The organism is Streptomyces sp. NPDC031474 (assembly GCF_055581185.1).
This window is the reverse complement of sequence record NZ_JBVIJX010000023.1, coordinates 86,268-101,789: the sequence shown is the minus strand read 5'-3', so window position 1 is coordinate 101,789 and position 15,522 is coordinate 86,268. Positions and strand designations below refer to the sequence as shown.

Annotated in this window: 15 protein-coding genes; 10 read left to right on the top strand and 5 right to left on the bottom strand. The window is 72.2% G+C overall.

Annotation, left to right across the window (positions count from 1 at the left end):
* Positions 1 to 101: 101 nt before the first annotated feature.
* Positions 102 to 1,205 (bottom strand): mechanosensitive ion channel family protein, encoded by a 1,104-nt coding sequence (locus ACZ5SK_RS39420; RefSeq protein WP_361700576.1) that lies wholly within the window; start codon positions 1,203 to 1,205, stop codon positions 102 to 104.
* Positions 1,206 to 1,529: 324 nt separating this feature from the next.
* On the opposite strand from ACZ5SK_RS39420, the gene ACZ5SK_RS39415 reads away from it, so the two are divergent.
* The 3 genes from ACZ5SK_RS39415 (at position 1,530) to malQ (ending at position 4,696) form a co-directional block, all read left to right on the top strand.
* Positions 1,530 to 2,066, top strand: coding sequence for an HNH endonuclease (locus tag ACZ5SK_RS39415; RefSeq protein WP_069772758.1), 537 nt, complete (start codon positions 1,530 to 1,532; stop codon positions 2,064 to 2,066).
* A 267-nt stretch (positions 2,067 to 2,333) separates the two neighbouring features.
* Entirely contained in the window at positions 2,334 to 2,561 is a 228-nt protein-coding gene (locus ACZ5SK_RS39410; protein WP_079662215.1) for a hypothetical protein, read from the top strand.
* Between the two features lie 2 nt (positions 2,562 to 2,563).
* Positions 2,564 to 4,696, top strand: coding sequence for a 4-alpha-glucanotransferase (gene malQ / locus ACZ5SK_RS39405; protein ID WP_468577318.1), 2,133 nt, complete (start codon positions 2,564 to 2,566; stop codon positions 4,694 to 4,696).
* A 48-nt stretch (positions 4,697 to 4,744) separates the two neighbouring features.
* Here malQ and ACZ5SK_RS39400 read toward each other — a convergent pair whose 3' ends face one another.
* Entirely contained in the window at positions 4,745 to 5,176 is a 432-nt protein-coding gene (locus ACZ5SK_RS39400) for a hypothetical protein (RefSeq protein ID WP_457494376.1), read from the bottom strand.
* Positions 5,166 to 5,660, bottom strand: a complete 495-nt coding sequence (locus tag ACZ5SK_RS39395) for a cupredoxin domain-containing protein (RefSeq protein ID WP_334579828.1) — start codon at positions 5,658 to 5,660, stop codon at positions 5,166 to 5,168. Before ACZ5SK_RS39395 ends, ACZ5SK_RS39400 begins: the two co-directional genes overlap by 11 nt.
* Before the next feature lie 148 nt (positions 5,661 to 5,808).
* Here ACZ5SK_RS39395 and ACZ5SK_RS39390 point away from each other — a divergent pair, with 148 nt between their 5' ends.
* The 4 genes from ACZ5SK_RS39390 (at position 5,809) to ACZ5SK_RS39375 (ending at position 9,607) form a co-directional block, all read left to right on the top strand.
* Positions 5,809 to 6,390, top strand: a complete 582-nt coding sequence (locus ACZ5SK_RS39390) for an RNA polymerase sigma factor (RefSeq protein ID WP_334579829.1) — start codon at positions 5,809 to 5,811, stop codon at positions 6,388 to 6,390.
* Positions 6,383 to 7,120, top strand: coding sequence for a hypothetical protein (locus tag ACZ5SK_RS39385; RefSeq protein ID WP_334579830.1), 738 nt, complete (start codon positions 6,383 to 6,385; stop codon positions 7,118 to 7,120). The genes ACZ5SK_RS39390 and ACZ5SK_RS39385 overlap by 8 nt, the downstream gene beginning before the upstream one ends.
* Before the next feature lie 69 nt (positions 7,121 to 7,189).
* On the top strand, positions 7,190 to 7,471 hold the full coding sequence (locus tag ACZ5SK_RS39380; RefSeq protein ID WP_334579831.1) for a hypothetical protein: 282 nt from the start codon (positions 7,190 to 7,192) through the stop codon (positions 7,469 to 7,471).
* A gap of 228 nt (positions 7,472 to 7,699) precedes the next feature.
* Positions 7,700 to 9,607: a hypothetical protein gene (locus tag ACZ5SK_RS39375; protein WP_457494375.1), complete on the top strand. Its 1,908-nt coding sequence runs from the start codon at positions 7,700 to 7,702 to the stop codon at positions 9,605 to 9,607.
* A gap of 45 nt (positions 9,608 to 9,652) precedes the next feature.
* Here ACZ5SK_RS39375 and pepN read toward each other — a convergent pair whose 3' ends face one another.
* The gene (gene pepN, locus ACZ5SK_RS39370) at positions 9,653 to 12,256 is read right to left on the bottom strand and encodes an aminopeptidase N (RefSeq protein WP_334579833.1); all 2,604 of its coding nucleotides are present in this window, start codon (positions 12,254 to 12,256) and stop codon (positions 9,653 to 9,655) included.
* A gap of 112 nt (positions 12,257 to 12,368) precedes the next feature.
* On the opposite strand from pepN, the gene ACZ5SK_RS39365 reads away from it, so the two are divergent.
* Positions 12,369 to 12,845, top strand: a complete 477-nt coding sequence (locus tag ACZ5SK_RS39365) for a DUF1203 domain-containing protein (RefSeq protein ID WP_334579834.1) — start codon at positions 12,369 to 12,371, stop codon at positions 12,843 to 12,845.
* Here the strand turns inward: ACZ5SK_RS39365 and ACZ5SK_RS39360 are convergent.
* Complete coding sequence (locus ACZ5SK_RS39360; RefSeq protein ID WP_334579835.1) at positions 12,842 to 13,858, bottom strand: aspartate-semialdehyde dehydrogenase; 1,017 nt, start codon at positions 13,856 to 13,858, stop codon at positions 12,842 to 12,844. The genes ACZ5SK_RS39365 and ACZ5SK_RS39360 overlap by 4 nt on opposite strands.
* Before the next feature lie 235 nt (positions 13,859 to 14,093).
* On the opposite strand from ACZ5SK_RS39360, the gene ACZ5SK_RS39355 reads away from it, so the two are divergent.
* Both ACZ5SK_RS39355 and ACZ5SK_RS39350 read left to right on the top strand, forming a co-directional pair.
* Complete coding sequence (locus ACZ5SK_RS39355; RefSeq protein WP_334579836.1) at positions 14,094 to 14,630, top strand: RNA polymerase sigma factor; 537 nt, start codon at positions 14,094 to 14,096, stop codon at positions 14,628 to 14,630.
* A 1-nt stretch (position 14,631) separates the two neighbouring features.
* Entirely contained in the window at positions 14,632 to 15,435 is an 804-nt protein-coding gene (locus ACZ5SK_RS39350) for a hypothetical protein (RefSeq protein WP_361700556.1), read from the top strand.
* Positions 15,436 to 15,522 lie beyond the last annotated feature (87 nt).

Here is a 15,522-nt window from a genome sequence, read left to right as displayed (position 1 = left end):
AGGGGGCGTCAAGGCGCGAAACGGCAAACGCCCCCGAGGCAACAGAGTCGTTACCTCAGGGGCGCGGGGGCGCGGGGGCGGATGCCGGCGAGCGGTGCCTCCTACTTCGGCTGAGGCGTCGCCGCCCGCTGCGGAGTGATCGGTGTCGCCGCCGCATGCTGCGGGGAGTCGTCGTTGGAGAACACGGACGGCGCCGCGACCCCGTCCGTCGGGTCGGCCACGTCCGCCGTGAGGGGGGCGGTCTCGCCGCCCACGATGCGGATGTCGGCTGCGTCGAAGGCGCGCTTGACGCGCCAGCGCAGCTCGCGCTCGACCGAGAGGGCCTTGCCCGGCATCGTCTTCGCGGAGACGCGGACCACCATCGAGTCCAGCAGGACGCTGTCCAGGCCGAGGACCTCGATTGGGCTCCACAGGAGCTCGTTCCAGGGCTCTTCCTTGCTCATCTTCTCGGCGACCTCGTCCAGCGTGGCCTTGACCCGGTCGAGGTCCTCGGACGCCTTGACGGTGACGTCGACGCCGGCCGTCGCCCAGCCCTGCGAGAGGTTGCCGATCCGCTTGACCTCGCCGTTGCGGACATACCAGATCTCACCGTTGGCGCCGCGCAGCTTGGTCACGCGCAGGCCCACCTCTATGACCTCGCCGGTGGCCACGCCCGCGTCGATCTGGTCGCCGACGCCGTACTGGTCCTCAAGGATCATGAAGACGCCGGAGAGGAAGTCCGTGACCAGGTTGCGCGCGCCGAAACCGATCGCCACGCCCGCGACACCCGCGGAGGCCAGCAGCGGGGCGAGGTTGATCTCGAATGTGGCCAGAACCATCAGTGCGGCCGTGCCGAGGATCAGGAAACTCGCCACCGAACGCAGCACCGAGCCGATCGCCTGCGAGCGCTGACGACGCCGCTCGGTGTTGACCAGCAGCCCGCCCAGCGCCGTGCCGTCGACCGATGCGACGGTGCGGTTCATCCGGTCGATCAGCTTGGTGATCGCCCGCTGCACCACCACTCTCAGGACCACGGCGATGGCCAGGATCAGCAGGACCCTCAGGCCGATCGCCAGCCACGTCGACCAGTTCTGCTCGACCCAGCTGGCCGCGTTCGTCGCGCTCTCCTGGGCGTCCTGAAGGGACGGGACCGTCACCGTGGTCGGCGACTCCGAGGGAGTCGGCGACGGCGAGGCGTCGGCCAGTAGGACGGCGGGCAAGGACACGGCAGGTACCTCCAGGTGCTGCACTGCTCCATCCGGTGCGGCGGTCAAGGGCGACACGCGCTGCAAGGTCACGGAAAGGTCACCGGAAAGGCAGAACCACCACACTAACGGGGCAGTGTGAGTGGTTCGGCGAGATACGTGAAGGAGAGACGGTCCTCACCTGCGCTTGAACCGGCCATGATCGTGGGGAGAAATCAGGGTGTGGTCGAAAACACTCCCAGCCCGTTACCGGGACATGGTGGCGCGTCCACCAGCCAAGAGGAGAGACTGACTGCAGATCGTCCCGGCGCGAGCCACGCGCCGCCGACGCCCAAGGAGGCATCCGTGCCGCATGTCCTGGTCCTCAACGCGTCGTACGAGCCGCTCGGCGTCGTACCGCTCCGCCGCGCGCTCATCCTCGTCCTGGAGAACAAGGCAGTCTCCCTGGAGGAATCCGGCGCCTTCATGCACAGCGCGACCGTCACAGTCCCCGCACCCAGCGTGGTCCGGCTCAAGCGATTCGTCCGGGTTCCCTATCGGGGGCCCGTTCCTCTCACCCGTCGAGCGCTGTTCGCTCGGGACGGGGGCCGGTGCATGTACTGCGGTGGCGTCGCAACCAGCGTCGACCACGTCATCCCGCGCAGCCGCGGGGGCAAACACGTGTGGGACAACGTCGTGGCGTCCTGCCGTCGCTGCAACCATGTCAAGGCCGACCGGCACCTCGTCGAGATCGGCTGGCGGCTGCGCCACAAACCCGCCCCTCCCTCCGGTCTCGCCTGGCGCATCATCGGCACGGGCCATAGGGATCCGCGCTGGCTGCCGTACTTGCAGCCGTACGGCGCGGACGACGCCCTGGCCCGGATCGACGGCATCTCCGCCTAGACGGTCCGGGCTTTTGCATGCCCCGTGGCGCCGCACACAGACCGGCACAGCCACGGGGCCCTTCGGGACGCGCCCGCATGCCGGGCGTCAGCCCCCGCCGCCTGGACGGAGTTCCTCGGCGCCCACGCTCGGAACCGGAGATCATCCCGGTGCACCATGGGAGGGCAGCAAGGAATGCGGTGAAGTCGAATGACGTCAGGACATCTGTCGGACGTCTGCCATCGCGCTCACTGGGTAGGCCTGCGGTAGCCGACGCAGTACCACGCCATGATCCACCAGGAGGTCCCCGTGATCGCACCGGCCCACTCCAAACGCCCGGCGGAGCCTTCCGCCGACGCACCCGTCGCCCTCGCCGACCCCCACCTGTGCGCGTTCAGCGCCGAAGGGACGTGCGTGGAACCCCCGCTGACCAGCGAGCCTCCGCTGCCCGACGCCGAGCCGCTGACCAGTGAGCCGCCGCTCGGCGTCGTGGACTCCGATTCCACGAGGCCGTAGCGATGACCGCGCCACCCGGAGAGGAGCTCGCCCGGCTCGCCGCGCTGCACGGCGTCGGCACGTCCTACCAGCCCTCCCCGGACCGTACGGTCACGGCCTCGGCCGCCGCCGTCACCCGCGCCCTGGCCGCCCTCGGCGTCGACGCGGGCACCCCGCAGGCCGTCCGCGCCGCGCTCGCCGCCCGGGAGGCGGAGCTGAGCGAGCGACTGCTGCCGCCGACGGTGGTGTGCTGGAGCGGTAGCCGGGCGGAGGCGCTCGCCGCGCTCCCCGAGGGCAGTCGGCTCGACGTCGAGACCGAGCAGGGCGAGAGCCACCACGCGATCGACCCCGCAATCGACCACGCGATCGACCAACTCCCGCTCGGTGTACACCAGTTGACCGTCACCGCCCCCGACGGGCGGACCGGCAGCGCCCACCTCGTCGTCGCCCCGCCGCGCCTGCCCACGCCCACGGGACGCTCGTACGGACTCCTCGTCCAGTTGTACTCCCTGCTCTCCCGCCGCTCCTGGGGCATGGGCGACCTCGGTGACCTCGGTGAGCTGACCGCCTGGGCCGGGCGGGCGCTCGGCGCCGGGTTCGTGCAGGTCAACCCGTTGCACGCGGCCGTGCCCGGCGCCCCGACCGACCCCTCCCCGTACCGGCCCTCCTCGCGACGCTTCCCCGACCCGGTGCATCTGCGCGTCGAGAACGTCCCCGAGTACGCGTACCTCGCCCAAAACCAAAACCAGGACCAGGACCAGGACGACCGTCTGCGGGCCCTGTCCGAGCGTGCCGGGCGGTTGCGGGAAACCGTGCTGGAAAAGGGGGAGTTGATCGACCGGGACGCCGTGTGGGAGCTCAAGCGGGAGGCCCTGGAACTGCTCGCCCGGGTGCCGCTCGGGCCCGGTCGGCGCGCCGCCTACTGCGACTTCCTCGCCGAGCAGGGACAGGCCCTGGAGGACCACGCCACCTGGTGCGCCCTCGCCGAGGTGCACGGACCGCGGTGGCGGCAGTGGCCGTCCGGGCTGCGCGACCCGCGCTCCGCCGAGACCGACCGCGCCCGCGGGGAGTTGATGGACCGCGTCGACTTCCATTCCCGTCTCGCCTGGCTCACCGACACCCAGCTCACCGCCGTCCAGCGCGCCGCGCGTGAGGCGGGCATGCCCGTCGGGATCGTCCACGACCTGGCGGTCGGCGTGCATCCCGAGGGCGCCGACGCGTGGGCGCAGCAGGAGTACTTCGCGGCCGGGATGTCGGTCGGCGCCCCGCCGGACGCCTTCAACGCCCGCGGCCAGGACTGGGGCCTGCCGCCCTGGCGCCCCGACCGGCTGGCCGCGTCCGGCTACGCCCCCTACCGGCGGCTGCTGAAGGCCCTGTTCCGCTACGCCGGCGCCCTGCGCATCGACCACGTCATGGGCCTGTTCCGCCTCTGGTGGGTCCCGCAGGGCGAGCCGCCCACGGAGGGCACCTACGTCCGTTACGACGCCGAGGCGATGCTCGCCGTCCTGGTGCTGGAGGCCTCACGCGCGGGCGCGATCGTGATCGGCGAGGACCTCGGCACCGTCGAGCCGGGTGTCCGGGAGGCGCTGCGTGAGCGCGGGGTGCTCGGCACGTCCGTCCTGTGGTTCGAGCGGGACTGGGACGGCGACGGACGCCCGCTGCCCCCCGACCGCTGGCGCGCCGACTGCCTGGCCACCGCCACCACCCACGACCTGCCGTCCACCGCCGCCCGCCTCACCGGCGAGCACGTCGAACTCCGCGACCGGCTGGGCCTGTTGACCGGGACCCTGGAGGAGGAGCGCGCCGAGGCGGCCAACGACACGGCGGAGTGGCTGGCCCTGCTCGCCCGCCTCGGACTGCTGGCCGGCACCGGCGGCGCCAGCGACCGCGCCTCGGAGGAGACCCAGGTCCAGGCCGTCCACCGGTTCCTGGCGAGCACCCCCGCCCGCATGATCGGCGTCTGGCTCCCGGACGGCGTCGGCGACCGCCGCCCGCAGAACCTCCCCGGCACCTGGGACCAGTACCCGAACTGGCGTCTGCCGATCGCGGATGCGGACGGCCGTCCCGTCACCCTGGAACAGCTCACGGCCTCGCCGCGACTGCGGGCGCTGATCGACGTCCTGCGGGGGTGGGATCACGCGTCGGGCGCCGTCTAGATGTTCTGTGCACCGAGCCGCCGCCGGGGACTCATCGGTCATGTCCGGTCATCGGTCATGTCCGGTCCGGCCGCGTCTGCTCAGCAGGGCCAGCGCCGCCAACAGAACGCACCCCGCGGCTTCGACGGCGAGGGTGGGCTTGACCAGGTTCGCGTCGAGAGTCTCCTGGAACCCGAAGAGACCGGAGGTGAGGCTGACGATCAGGGCCGCCAGCGTGCCCGCCGTGAAGAGCGCTCCCAGCGCGGCGAGGACGGGCAGGAGGCGGGTGGGGGTGATCAGCAGCGACAACGCGAGCAGCCCGGCCCCGATCGCGTTGAGCAGGAACAGCGGGCCGATCATGTCCAGATGGCGGTAGCCGTCGTACCAGAGGCGCAGGTGGATCGCGCCCATGGCCGCGACCGTTCCCGCCGCTGCCAGCCGGAGGGCGACGATCGCGATCGTGCGCCCAGCCGCCCGCTCAGCCGCCCGCTCAGTAGCCATTGCCGTTGGTCGTGTTGGTGTTCTTGCTCGTCGAGGCGGTGCCGCCCACGGTGAGCTGGGTCTTCATGCCGAGGTCCTTGTGGCCGTCGACGGGGCAGTAGACCTGGAACGTGCCGTTCTTCAGCGAGACGGTGAGGTTCGCCGACTCTCCGGGCGCCAGCGTCCGCGTCTTCTGTTCCGTTCCGGAACCCTCGATCTCCATGGCGTGGTCGTGATGGCCGTCGTTGTGGACGACGAACGTGTAGGTGCCCGCCTTCAACGTCGTCTTGGACAGCTCCATCTTGAAGTCGACCAGCTTCACGGCCACCTGGGTGGTTCCCGGCTTGCCGCTCTCTTCCGGGGCCGACGGTGACGAGCTGCCGCCGTTGCCGCTTCCGCCCCCGCACGCCACGAGGAGGCCCGCCAGTGCTCCGGCGGCCAGCCCGGGCCCGGCGGTCCTGCGCGCGAATGTCATGAGCGTCGTTGTCGTGAGCGTCGTCGCCATGTCTCGGCCCTCCGTGAGAAATCGTTCCTGACCAGACATACGGACGGACCGCGCCAGGGGATTGCCCACAAAGGGGTACGAGAATGGGGATATGGTCCCGCGGGGAACGGGGGGAATCCGTTCGGCGAGGTTCGCCGTATCCACTGGTATGCGGAGATTGGGCCTACCACTCGGCCGGCTCTCGGACGAGGCGCTGCTCGCGGGAATGGCGACCGGCGCCCCGGAGGTCGCACTCGCGTTCGTCCGCCGGTTCCAGCGCATGGTCTTCGGCATCGCCGTCGCGGTCGTCGACGACCCCCAGCTCGCCGAGGACATCGCCCAGCAGGCCTTCGAAAGGGCGTGGCGTCATGCGCAGGTCTACGACTCCCGGCGGGGATCGGTGAAGACCTGGCTGGCGACCATCACGCACAACCTGGCGATCGACGCCGTCCGGGCGCGCAGGGCGACCCCGGTCGCCCCCGAGGACCTCGACGCCCTGCTCGGCGTCGTGACCCGGACGCCCGAGCAGTCGGCACTGGCCGACGAGACGGCGTCCCGGATCAGGGCCGCGGTGGCGGATCTGCCGCGCCAGCAGGCGCGCGCGGTGGTCATGGCCGGGATCTACGGGATGACCGCACGACAGATCTCCGAGTTCGAGGGGATCCCCCTGGGCACGGCGAAGACACGGATCAGGACGGCGATGGGGAAACTGCGGACGGTTCTGGGACCCGAGAGGGCCGATCATGACTGACAGGGACTGCGCGTGGCTGAGGGCCGTCGCCGACGAGCTGGCGCTGGGCATCCTCCCCGGTCAGGAGCGCGCCGAGGCCATCGCCCACCTGGACCGCTGCCCCGCCTGCCGGGAGCACGTGGAGCAGCTGACGCTCGTCGGAGACGGACTGCTCTCCCTCCTTCCGGACAGCGAGCCGCCCGTCGGCTTCGAGACCCGGGTGACGGAACGGCTGGGCCTGAACCGGCCGGCGCGTCGACGGCGGCCACGGGCCGGCGTGGCGGTCGCGGCTGCCGCCGCGATCGCCCTCGGGTTCGGCTTCGGCGGCTGGGCCGTCGGTACGGCCATCGAGGGCGCGTCGGCTCCCTCCTCGCGGAGTTCGCAGCCGCCCGGCACGGAGCACGGCCTGGTCGAGGCGCCTCTGCTGACCCCCGACCACCGCCCGGCCGGCCGGATCTTCGCCTACACCGGATCTCCGGGCTGGGTCTACATGTCGGTCCACCTCGGCCGGGCCGGAGACGGGTCCCGGGACGCGGGCTCGGGCGACGGATATCCGGAGGCCGTGAAGGTCAGCTGCCGACTGGAGCGTACGGACGGCACGTCGGTCCGCATCGGGGAGTTCTCCCTCGACGACGCCGGCCAGGGCTACTGGGGAGCCCCCATGCGTGTCGACCCGGGCACGGTGTCGGGCGCCCGGCTGCTGGCCGCGGACGGCTCCGTGGTGGCCACCGCCCACTTCGAGGGCGCGTGATCCCGGCCCCGGCCCTCATACGGCACCCCGGGCGCGCGCCCTCCGACACCGTTCGCTAACTTGGGCACCGTGGACAAGAAGAACGCCCTGCGCGCCGGCGCCCTGGCCGCCGGTACGACGCTGATGATGCTGCTCATGTCGTCCCCCGCCCTCGCGCTGACCCGCGACGACGGCGACTCCCCCGGCCCGGGTCTGAGCGTCGGCGAGACGCTGGGCCTCTACGTCCTGGCCCCGCTCGCGATCTTCGCGGCGATCGCCGGACTGGTGTGGGTCCTCGACCGGTCGAAGGACCGGGCCGACACCACCAGCTCCAACATCGCCGTCAAGGCCAAGGAGCAGGCCAAGGCCTAGGGCTTGGCCCGACTCCTCTCCGAGGGCGTCGGCCTCATTCCCGTACGCGCACGCGTACGTGGTTGAGGCCTGCGCCCTCGACGTGTTCCCGGGGGCGGGGTCCCGGGCGCGGGTCGGGCAGGTGCGGCTTCGGCTCCGGCTTCGGCTCCGGTAATTCCGTCGACAGGGCGCGAGCCCGGCTGGCAGGCTGCCGCACATGACCTACGGAATCGAGTTCCAAACCGCTCGGTGAGCGCCCAGGAAGAGCGCGCCGCACGTGCCGCGCTCCGCCTCCCGCCCGCCCTGTACGACCACGCCCTGCACCTGGTGCACGAGTCCCCGGACGGCCTTCCGTCCGGCCGCGGCTTCGACCTCCCCGACGTTCCCGACTCGCCCGCCCCGTCCGGCGAGGACAAGGCGCCGCTGTCCCGCCCGGAAGCGGCGGCCGTCATCGCGGAGGCGTTGCACCCCCTGCCGGACGACCCGGCCGCCCTGCACCGCCGTTTCGCCGAACTCGGCGTGTGGAGCTGTCACCGGTACCTGATCCGGTCCACCGTCGCCGACCTGCCGCTCCCCGCCGACCAGCACGCCGCCGCCCGCACCCTGGCCAGAGGGCTGACCCGGACCGGCACCACCGTGCCCGCCGTCATCGTGGGCCTCGCCCTCCTCACCCGCCTCGGCGAGCCCGAGGACGTCCCGTACCTGTCCACCCTCGGCCTGCTCCGGGCGCTCAACGGACCGGCGGTCCAGGCCCTCGACACGCTCGACCGGCGGTCCGCCGCCGTCGTCGACCTCGTGGTCTCCACCCGCCGCGCCGAACTGCGGTCGCTCGTCCGCGCCCTGGCGGCCAGGGACGGGCAGGCCGTCCGCAGGGAGCTGGTGGCCTTCCCCGCCGAACCCCGCCTCCTCGGCCCCGCGACCGCCCGCCGTGTCGCGGAAGCCGCCCTGCTGCCCGACCTGCTCGCCGAACACCCCGCCGATACGGCCCTGCTCGCCCGGGCGGGCCGCCTCCTCGTCCGGATGGCGTCCGCCCGCGACGAAGCGGCCGAACTCCTCGCCTACCGCGATGCGACAGGCGTGTACGAAACCGTCGTCAGCCGGGCCGGTCTCCTGCCCCCGACCCTCCAACACCACGCCATGCTTCTCTCCCTCGCCCTCGGCCTGAGCAGCGGAACCGGAGCGCTGCTCGACTGGCCCACCGGCTCCGGTCGCCGCGAGACACTCCTAGCCTCCCTCGGCCGCCTGCTGGCCGAGCCCTCCTGGACCCGCCCGACCGACCTCGACACGCACGCCACGCACGCCACGCACGCCACGCATGACACGCACGACGCGCTCGACACGGGCGCGGCGGCCCGACGGTTGTGGGCCGGCTGGATCCGCCGTACCGGGCGACGGCCCTTCAGCCGCCCGGCCGGCGGCAGGCTGCGCATCGAGGTCGTGGCCGGCGACCCCGTGGACCGCGAACCCGTCGAGACCCGCATCCTCCTCGACGGACGTCCGCTCGTCCCGGCCGTCTTCCCGCACGGCCCCGCGCACAGCCCCGAGCGTCTCCTGGACGACGGCCTGCTCCGGGCCGGTCCCGAGCCCCGCCGGGTGCAGCTCGCCGAGGCCTCCTGCACCGAGGGATGCTGCGGCGCGCTCCACGTCACCATCCGCCGCGACGGCGACCAGGTCGTATGGCAGGACTGGGAGCGGCCCGCCCTGCCGGACACCCGTGGGCCCGCGCCCGAACTGCCCGCGCGACGGTTCGACGCCGCCGCCTACGACGCGGAGATCGCCCGCGCCGAAGCGGACCGGGAGTGGTCCTGGCCGGCCCGCACCGTGGCCCGGCTGATCAAGGCGGGCCTGGCCGCACGGCCGGAGCTGCTCGCCCGGTGGGACGCGCGCCCAGGTTGGATCGGCAGCGGCTTCCTCGACCCGGACACGGCCGTGGTGACCTTCTGGTACGCGCCGGGACTCGGCGCCGGGGAAGCGGACGGCGACGCGCTCCAGTTCCGCTGGGTCGTCCCGGACGACGGCGCCCCGCCCGAGGAGCAGGCGGCCGCCGCCCTGCGCCGACTGGCCGAGGAGGACCCGAGGACCTACGCCCGCTTCTGCGGCGGCACCCGGGAACGCGCCGAACAACTCGGCTACCCCTGGCCGCCGGAAGACGGGTGAGGGCGCCCGGTGCGACACCGGGCGCCCTCGGACTCGCGGAAGCGGTCAGCGCGCGTCCGCCGCCTGTGCCCGCAGCGCCCGCTCCACGCCCGAGCGGGACTCGGAGACCAGGCGGCGCAGGGCCGCGTTCGGCTCGGCCGAGGCCAGCCAGGCGTCCGTCTTGTCCAGGGTCTCCTGGGAGACCTGGACCGTCGGGTAGAGGCCGATCGCGATCTGCTGCGCGATCTCGTGCGAACGGGTGTCCCAGATGCCCTTGACGACCTCGAAGTACGTGTCGGCGTACGGCGCGAGCAGCTCACGCTGGTCGGTCTGGACGAAGCCGCCGATGACGGCCTCCTGCACGGCGTTCGGCAGCTTGCCGGAGTCGACGACCGACGCCCACGCCTCCGCCTTGGCCTCCGGGGTCGGCCGGGCGGCCCGGGCGGTCGCCGCGTGACGCTCACCGGCGGCCGTCTTGTCGCGCTCGTACTCCCCGGCGATCTCCGCCTCGTCGAACCGGCCGACCGCCGCGAGACGCTCCACGAACGCCCAGCGCAGCTCGGTGTCGACGGCCAGGCCCTCGACCGTCTGCGTGCCGTCCAGCAGGGCCTCCAGAAGGTCCAGCTGCTCCGGGGTGCGGGCCGTGGCCGCGAACGCCCGCGCCCACGCCAGCTGGTGGTCGCTGCCGGCCGCCGCGGACCGCAGGTGGGCCAGCGTGGCGTCCGTCCAGCGGGTCAGCAGGGCCTCGCGGGCGCTCGGGTCGGCGTACAGGTCGACGGCGAGCTTGACCTGCCGCTGCAGCGACTGCACGACGCCGATGTCGGACTCCTTGCCGATGCCGGACAGCACCAGGGACAGGTAGTCGTGGGTGGGCAGTTCGGCGTCCCGGGTCATGTCCCAGGCCGACGCCCAGCACAGGGCGCGCGGCAGCGACGACTCGAAGTCGCCGAGGTGCTCGGTCACGAACGCGAGGGACTGCTCGTCCAGGCGGACCTTGGCGTACGACAGGTCGTCGTCGTTGAGCAGGACGACGTTCGGACGGCGCTTGCCGACCAGCTGCGGGACGGCCGTCAGCTCGCCGTCGACGTCCAGCTCCACGCGCTCGTCGCGCACCAGCTTGCCGCTGTCGTCGTCGAGGTCGTACAGGCCGACCGCGATGCGGTGCGGGCGCAGCGTCGGCTCGCCCTTCGCGCCCGCGGGGAGCGCGGGGGCCTCCTGGCGGATGGCGAAGGAGGTGATGACGCCGTGGGCGTCCGTCTCGATCTCCGGGCGCAGGATGTTGATGCCGGCGGTCTGCAGCCACTTCTGCGACCAGGTGCCGAGGTCACGGCCGGAGGTCTCCTCCAGGGCGCCCAGCAGGTCGGACAGGCGGGTGTTGCCGAAGGCGTGCCGCTTGAAGTAGGCCTGCACGCCCGCGAAGAACTCGTCCATGCCGACGTACGCCACGAGCTGCTTCAGGACGGACGCGCCCTTGGCGTAGGTGATGCCGTCGAAGTTGACCAGGACGTCGTCCAGGTCGCGGATCTCGGCCATGATCGGGTGGGTGGACGGCAGTTGGTCCTGCCGGTACGCCCACGTCTTCATGGAGTTGGCGAACGTGGTCCATGAGTGCGGCCAGCGCGACTGCGGCGAGTACGCCTGGCAGGCGATGGAGGTGTAGGTGGCGAACGACTCGTTCAGCCACAGGTCGTTCCACCACTCCATGGTGACCAGGTCGCCGAACCACATGTGGGCCAGCTCGTGCAGGATCGTCTCCGCGCGCAGCTCGTACGACGCGTCGGTGACCTTGGAGCGGAACACGTACTGGTCGCGGATGGTGACCGCGCCCGCGTTCTCCATCGCGCCCGCGTTGAACTCCGGCACGAACAGCTGGTCGTACTTCTTGAACGGGTAGGCGTAGTCGAACTTCTCCTGGAACCAGTCGAAGCCCTGCCGGGTGACCTCGAAGATCGCGTCCGAGTCGAGGAACTCGGCGAGGGAAGGCCGGCAGTAGATGCCCAGCGGCACCGACTGCCCGTTCTTCTCGTACACGCTGTGGACGCTGTGGTACGGGCCGACGATGAGCGCGGTGATGTAGGTGGAGATCCGCGGGGTCGGCTCGAACTCCCAGACGTCGTCCTTGGGTTCCGGCGTCGGCGAGTTGGAGATGACGGTCCAGCCGGTGGGGGCCTTCACCGTGAACTGGAAGGTCGCCTTCAGGTCCGGCTGCTCGAAGGACGCGAACACGCGACGGGCGTCCGGCACCTCGAACTGCGTGTACAGATAGGCCTGTTCGTCGACCGGGTCGACGAAGCGGTGCAGGCCTTCGCCGGTGTTGGTGTAGGCGCAGTCGGCGACCACGCGCAGGACGTTACGGCCTTCCAGCAGTCCGGAGAGCGCGATCCGGGAGTCCTTGAAGACGTCCGCCGGCTCCAGCGCGTCCCCGTTCAGCGTCACCTCGTGGACGGTCGGGGCCACCAGGTCGATGAAGGACTCGGCTCCTCCCCCACTCTCGGCTTCGCTCGAGCGGGAGGGGCCCCCATCGGCCACGTCGAAACGCACCGTGGTCACGGACCGATAGGTACCGCCCTCCTGCGCGCCGGACAGGTCGAGATCGATCTCGTACGAGTCAACGGTGAGCAGCTTCGCCCGCTGCTGCGCCTCTTCGCGAGTCAGATTTGTGCCAGGCACGCGGTCATCTCCTCGTTATGTGTGGGTTGCGCCATCCTTCCACGGCATCCGCGGGGAACGCGATGTCCGTTTCCCGCCGGTGGGGCGGTCCGGCGCACGCGACCGTGGACACATGACGACGTACACCGCACGACCCATGGACCCGACGGTCCTCAAGGAGCTGCGCACGGCCGACGACGCGGGCCGCCCGGCCGCCCCGTTCACCGACGAGGAGGGCGGGGCGCCCCTGCGCTGCTGTCTGCGCCGCAGTGAGCCGGGCGAGCGCATCGCGCTCGTCTCCTACGCGCCCCTGCGCCGCTGGGCCGCCGAAACCGGCGCCTGCCCCGGGGCCTACGACGAGCAGGGCCCCGTCTTCATCCACGCCGAGGAGTGCACGGGCCCGGACGCGGACGGGTACCCCTTCGACAACGCGCACCGCACGGTCCGCCGCTACTCGGCCGAGGGGCACATCCTCGGCGGGGAGCTGGTCGAGGCCGCCGACGGCTTCGACGCGGCCTTCCGGAACGCGTTCGACGACCCGGCCGTGGTGCTCGTCCACGTCCGGGCCGTCGAGTACGGCTGTTTCCTCTACGAGGTCAGGAGGGTCTAGCCCTTCAGCTCCGCCGCCACCAGCTCCGCGATCTGCACCGCGTTCAGGGCCGCGCCCTTGCGGAGGTTGTCGTTGGAGATGAACAGGGCGAGGCCGTGGTCGACGGTCTCGTCCTGGCGGATGCGGCCCACGAAGGACGGGTCCTGGCCGGCGGCCTGGAGGGGGGTCGGGATGTCGGAGAGGGCGACGCCCGGGGCGCCCGCCAGAAGCTCCGTGGCGCGCTCCACCGACAAGGGGCGCGCGAAACGGGCGTTGACCTGGAGGGAGTGGCCGGAGAAGACCGGGACGCGGACGCAGGTGCCGGAGACCTTGAGCTCGGGGATCTCGAGGATCTTGCGGGACTCGTTGCGGAGCTTCTGCTCTTCGTCCGTCTCGTTCAGACCGTCGTCGACGATCGAGCCGGCGAGCGGGATCACGTTGAAGGCGATGGGACGCTTGTACACGGCGGGCTCGGGGAAGTCGACCGCGCCGCCGTCGTGCGTCAGCTTGTCCGCGTCGGCGACGACCTTCTGCGCCTGGCCGTGCAGCTCCGCCACGCCCGCGACACCCGAGCCCGACACCGCCTGGTACGTCGCGACGACCAGCGCCTCCAGGCCGGCCTCCGCGTGCAGCGGCTTCAGCACCGGCATCGCGGCCATCGTCGTGCAGTTCGGGTTGGCGATGATGCCCTTGGGGCGGTCCGCGACCGCGTGCGGGTTCACCTCGGAGACGACCAGCGGGACCTGCGGGTCCTTGCGCCAGGCCGACGAGTTGTCGATCACGACCGCGCCCTGCGAGGCGACCTTCTCGGCCAGCGCCTTCGAGGTCGCGCCGCCCGCGGAGAACAGGACGATGTCCAGGCCCGAGTAGTCGGCCGTCGCCGCGTCCTCGACCGTCACGCCGTCCAGGGTCGAGCCGGCGGAGCGGGCCGACGCGAACAGGCGCAGCTCGGTGACGGGGAAGTCGCGCTCCTTGAGGATCCTGCGCATGACCGTGCCGACCTGACCGGTGGCTCCGACGATTCCGACCCTCACGGCGACTCCTCTGTGTCTCTTGCGTGGCTCTTTACATGCATGTTGCCTGGCCGAGGCTTTTCCATCATGCGGCCGACCCCGGCCCGCCTGTCCAATTTTTTGTCCCGCATGCCCGAGGAATGGGACGCGACGGGCACCGGTGTGACGTACGCCTCCGCACAATTGCCCGGCGTCCCGCCGAACGTTTCCGCGCCGTGCGGCGTCGTAGATACAGCGTCGGGAGGGAGGGGTGGCTTTGCTGCGTGGAAGGGCCCGCCGCGCCCAGGGGGACGGGGTCGCGCACGGCGACGATCCTCTGGACGCGGCGCAGGAGCGCCGGGTGCGGGCGGTGCTCGCGCTGGGCGGGGTTCCGCAGTCGGACCTGCCGGACGGGGTACAGCAGGTACGTCTGCGGCTGCTGGAGCGCGCCGCGAAGGGCTACGAGGCCCCGCGCGACGTCTCCGCGTGGGCGGCGGTCGTCGCCTCCAACCTCGCCATGGACTGGCACCGCGCCAAGCGCCGCCAGGAGCGGCTGGGGGAGCGGCTGGCCTCGCTGCGCCAGCACGAGCACCCCTCCGGCGAGGACACCAGCGTGCTCTCCCTCGCCGTCGCCAAGGGCCTGGACGACCTGCCCGACGCCCAGCGTCAGGTCGTCGTCCTGCGCTTCTACGCCGACCTGCCGGTGCGCTCGATAGCCCAGGAGCTGGGAGTTCCGGAGGGCACGGTCAAGAGCCGCCTGCACACGGCGGTACGGGCCCTGCGCGCCCGCCTGCACGAGGACGAGGTGGTGTGACGTGACCGCGGAACACGAGGACCGCGCCGGAGGCGAGAGCGGCGGCGCCGGGCCGGACGCGCTGATGGCGGCGATCACCGACGAGCGGCTGTCCGACGAGAGCCTCGCGGACGCCGCGTTCATGGCCGAGTACCGTTCGGCGACCGCCGACCTCGCGGTGCTGCGCGAGCAGCTCGGCCTCGTCGCCGGCGCCCTGGGCGCGGACCCCCCGACGGAACCGTCCCGGGAGCCCGCGGCCGAGGCGCCCCCCGCACCCGTACGGCGACTGCCCGCAGCCCGCCGGCGCCGCCCCCTGGCCCTGCGTGCTGTGGGCGTCGCCGCCGCCGGTGCGCTGGTCCTCGGGGCCGGCTGGGTGGTCGTCCAGGTCGGGCACGGGGTGAGCGACGGCGCCGACGACAAGGCTTCGGCCGGCGACGCCTCCGCCGCTGAGGCGGGCGGCGACGCGGGCGCCAAGGCGTCCTCGGGCGCCGGCAGCCCCCTGAGCGACCCCGGTTATCTCGCCTGCGCCCGGCTCGTCGTGGAGGGCGACGTGACGGACGTCCGCCGGCTGCCCGGCACGGCCCGCGAACGCGTCACCCTGCGCGTCACGCACGCGTACAAGCCCGCCAAGAGCGCTCCCCGGGTCGACTTCGTCGTGGAGGAGGGCATGGATCCGCTGCTCGGCAAGGGCGACCATGTCCTGGTCGCGCTGGCGAAGGGGGCCGACACCCCCGAGGTCTGGGCGGTCGGCGAATCCGAGATCGCCACCGAGCGGGAGGCGCTCACCGAGACACTCCCCGACACGGCGGGCGTCGCCTGCGAATAGGGCCTGTCCCGGGCCGCGAACGGACGAAGGGCGGGCGCCCGGATGGACGCCCGCCCCTTGTGCTCGTGTGTACTCGTGCTCAGCGTG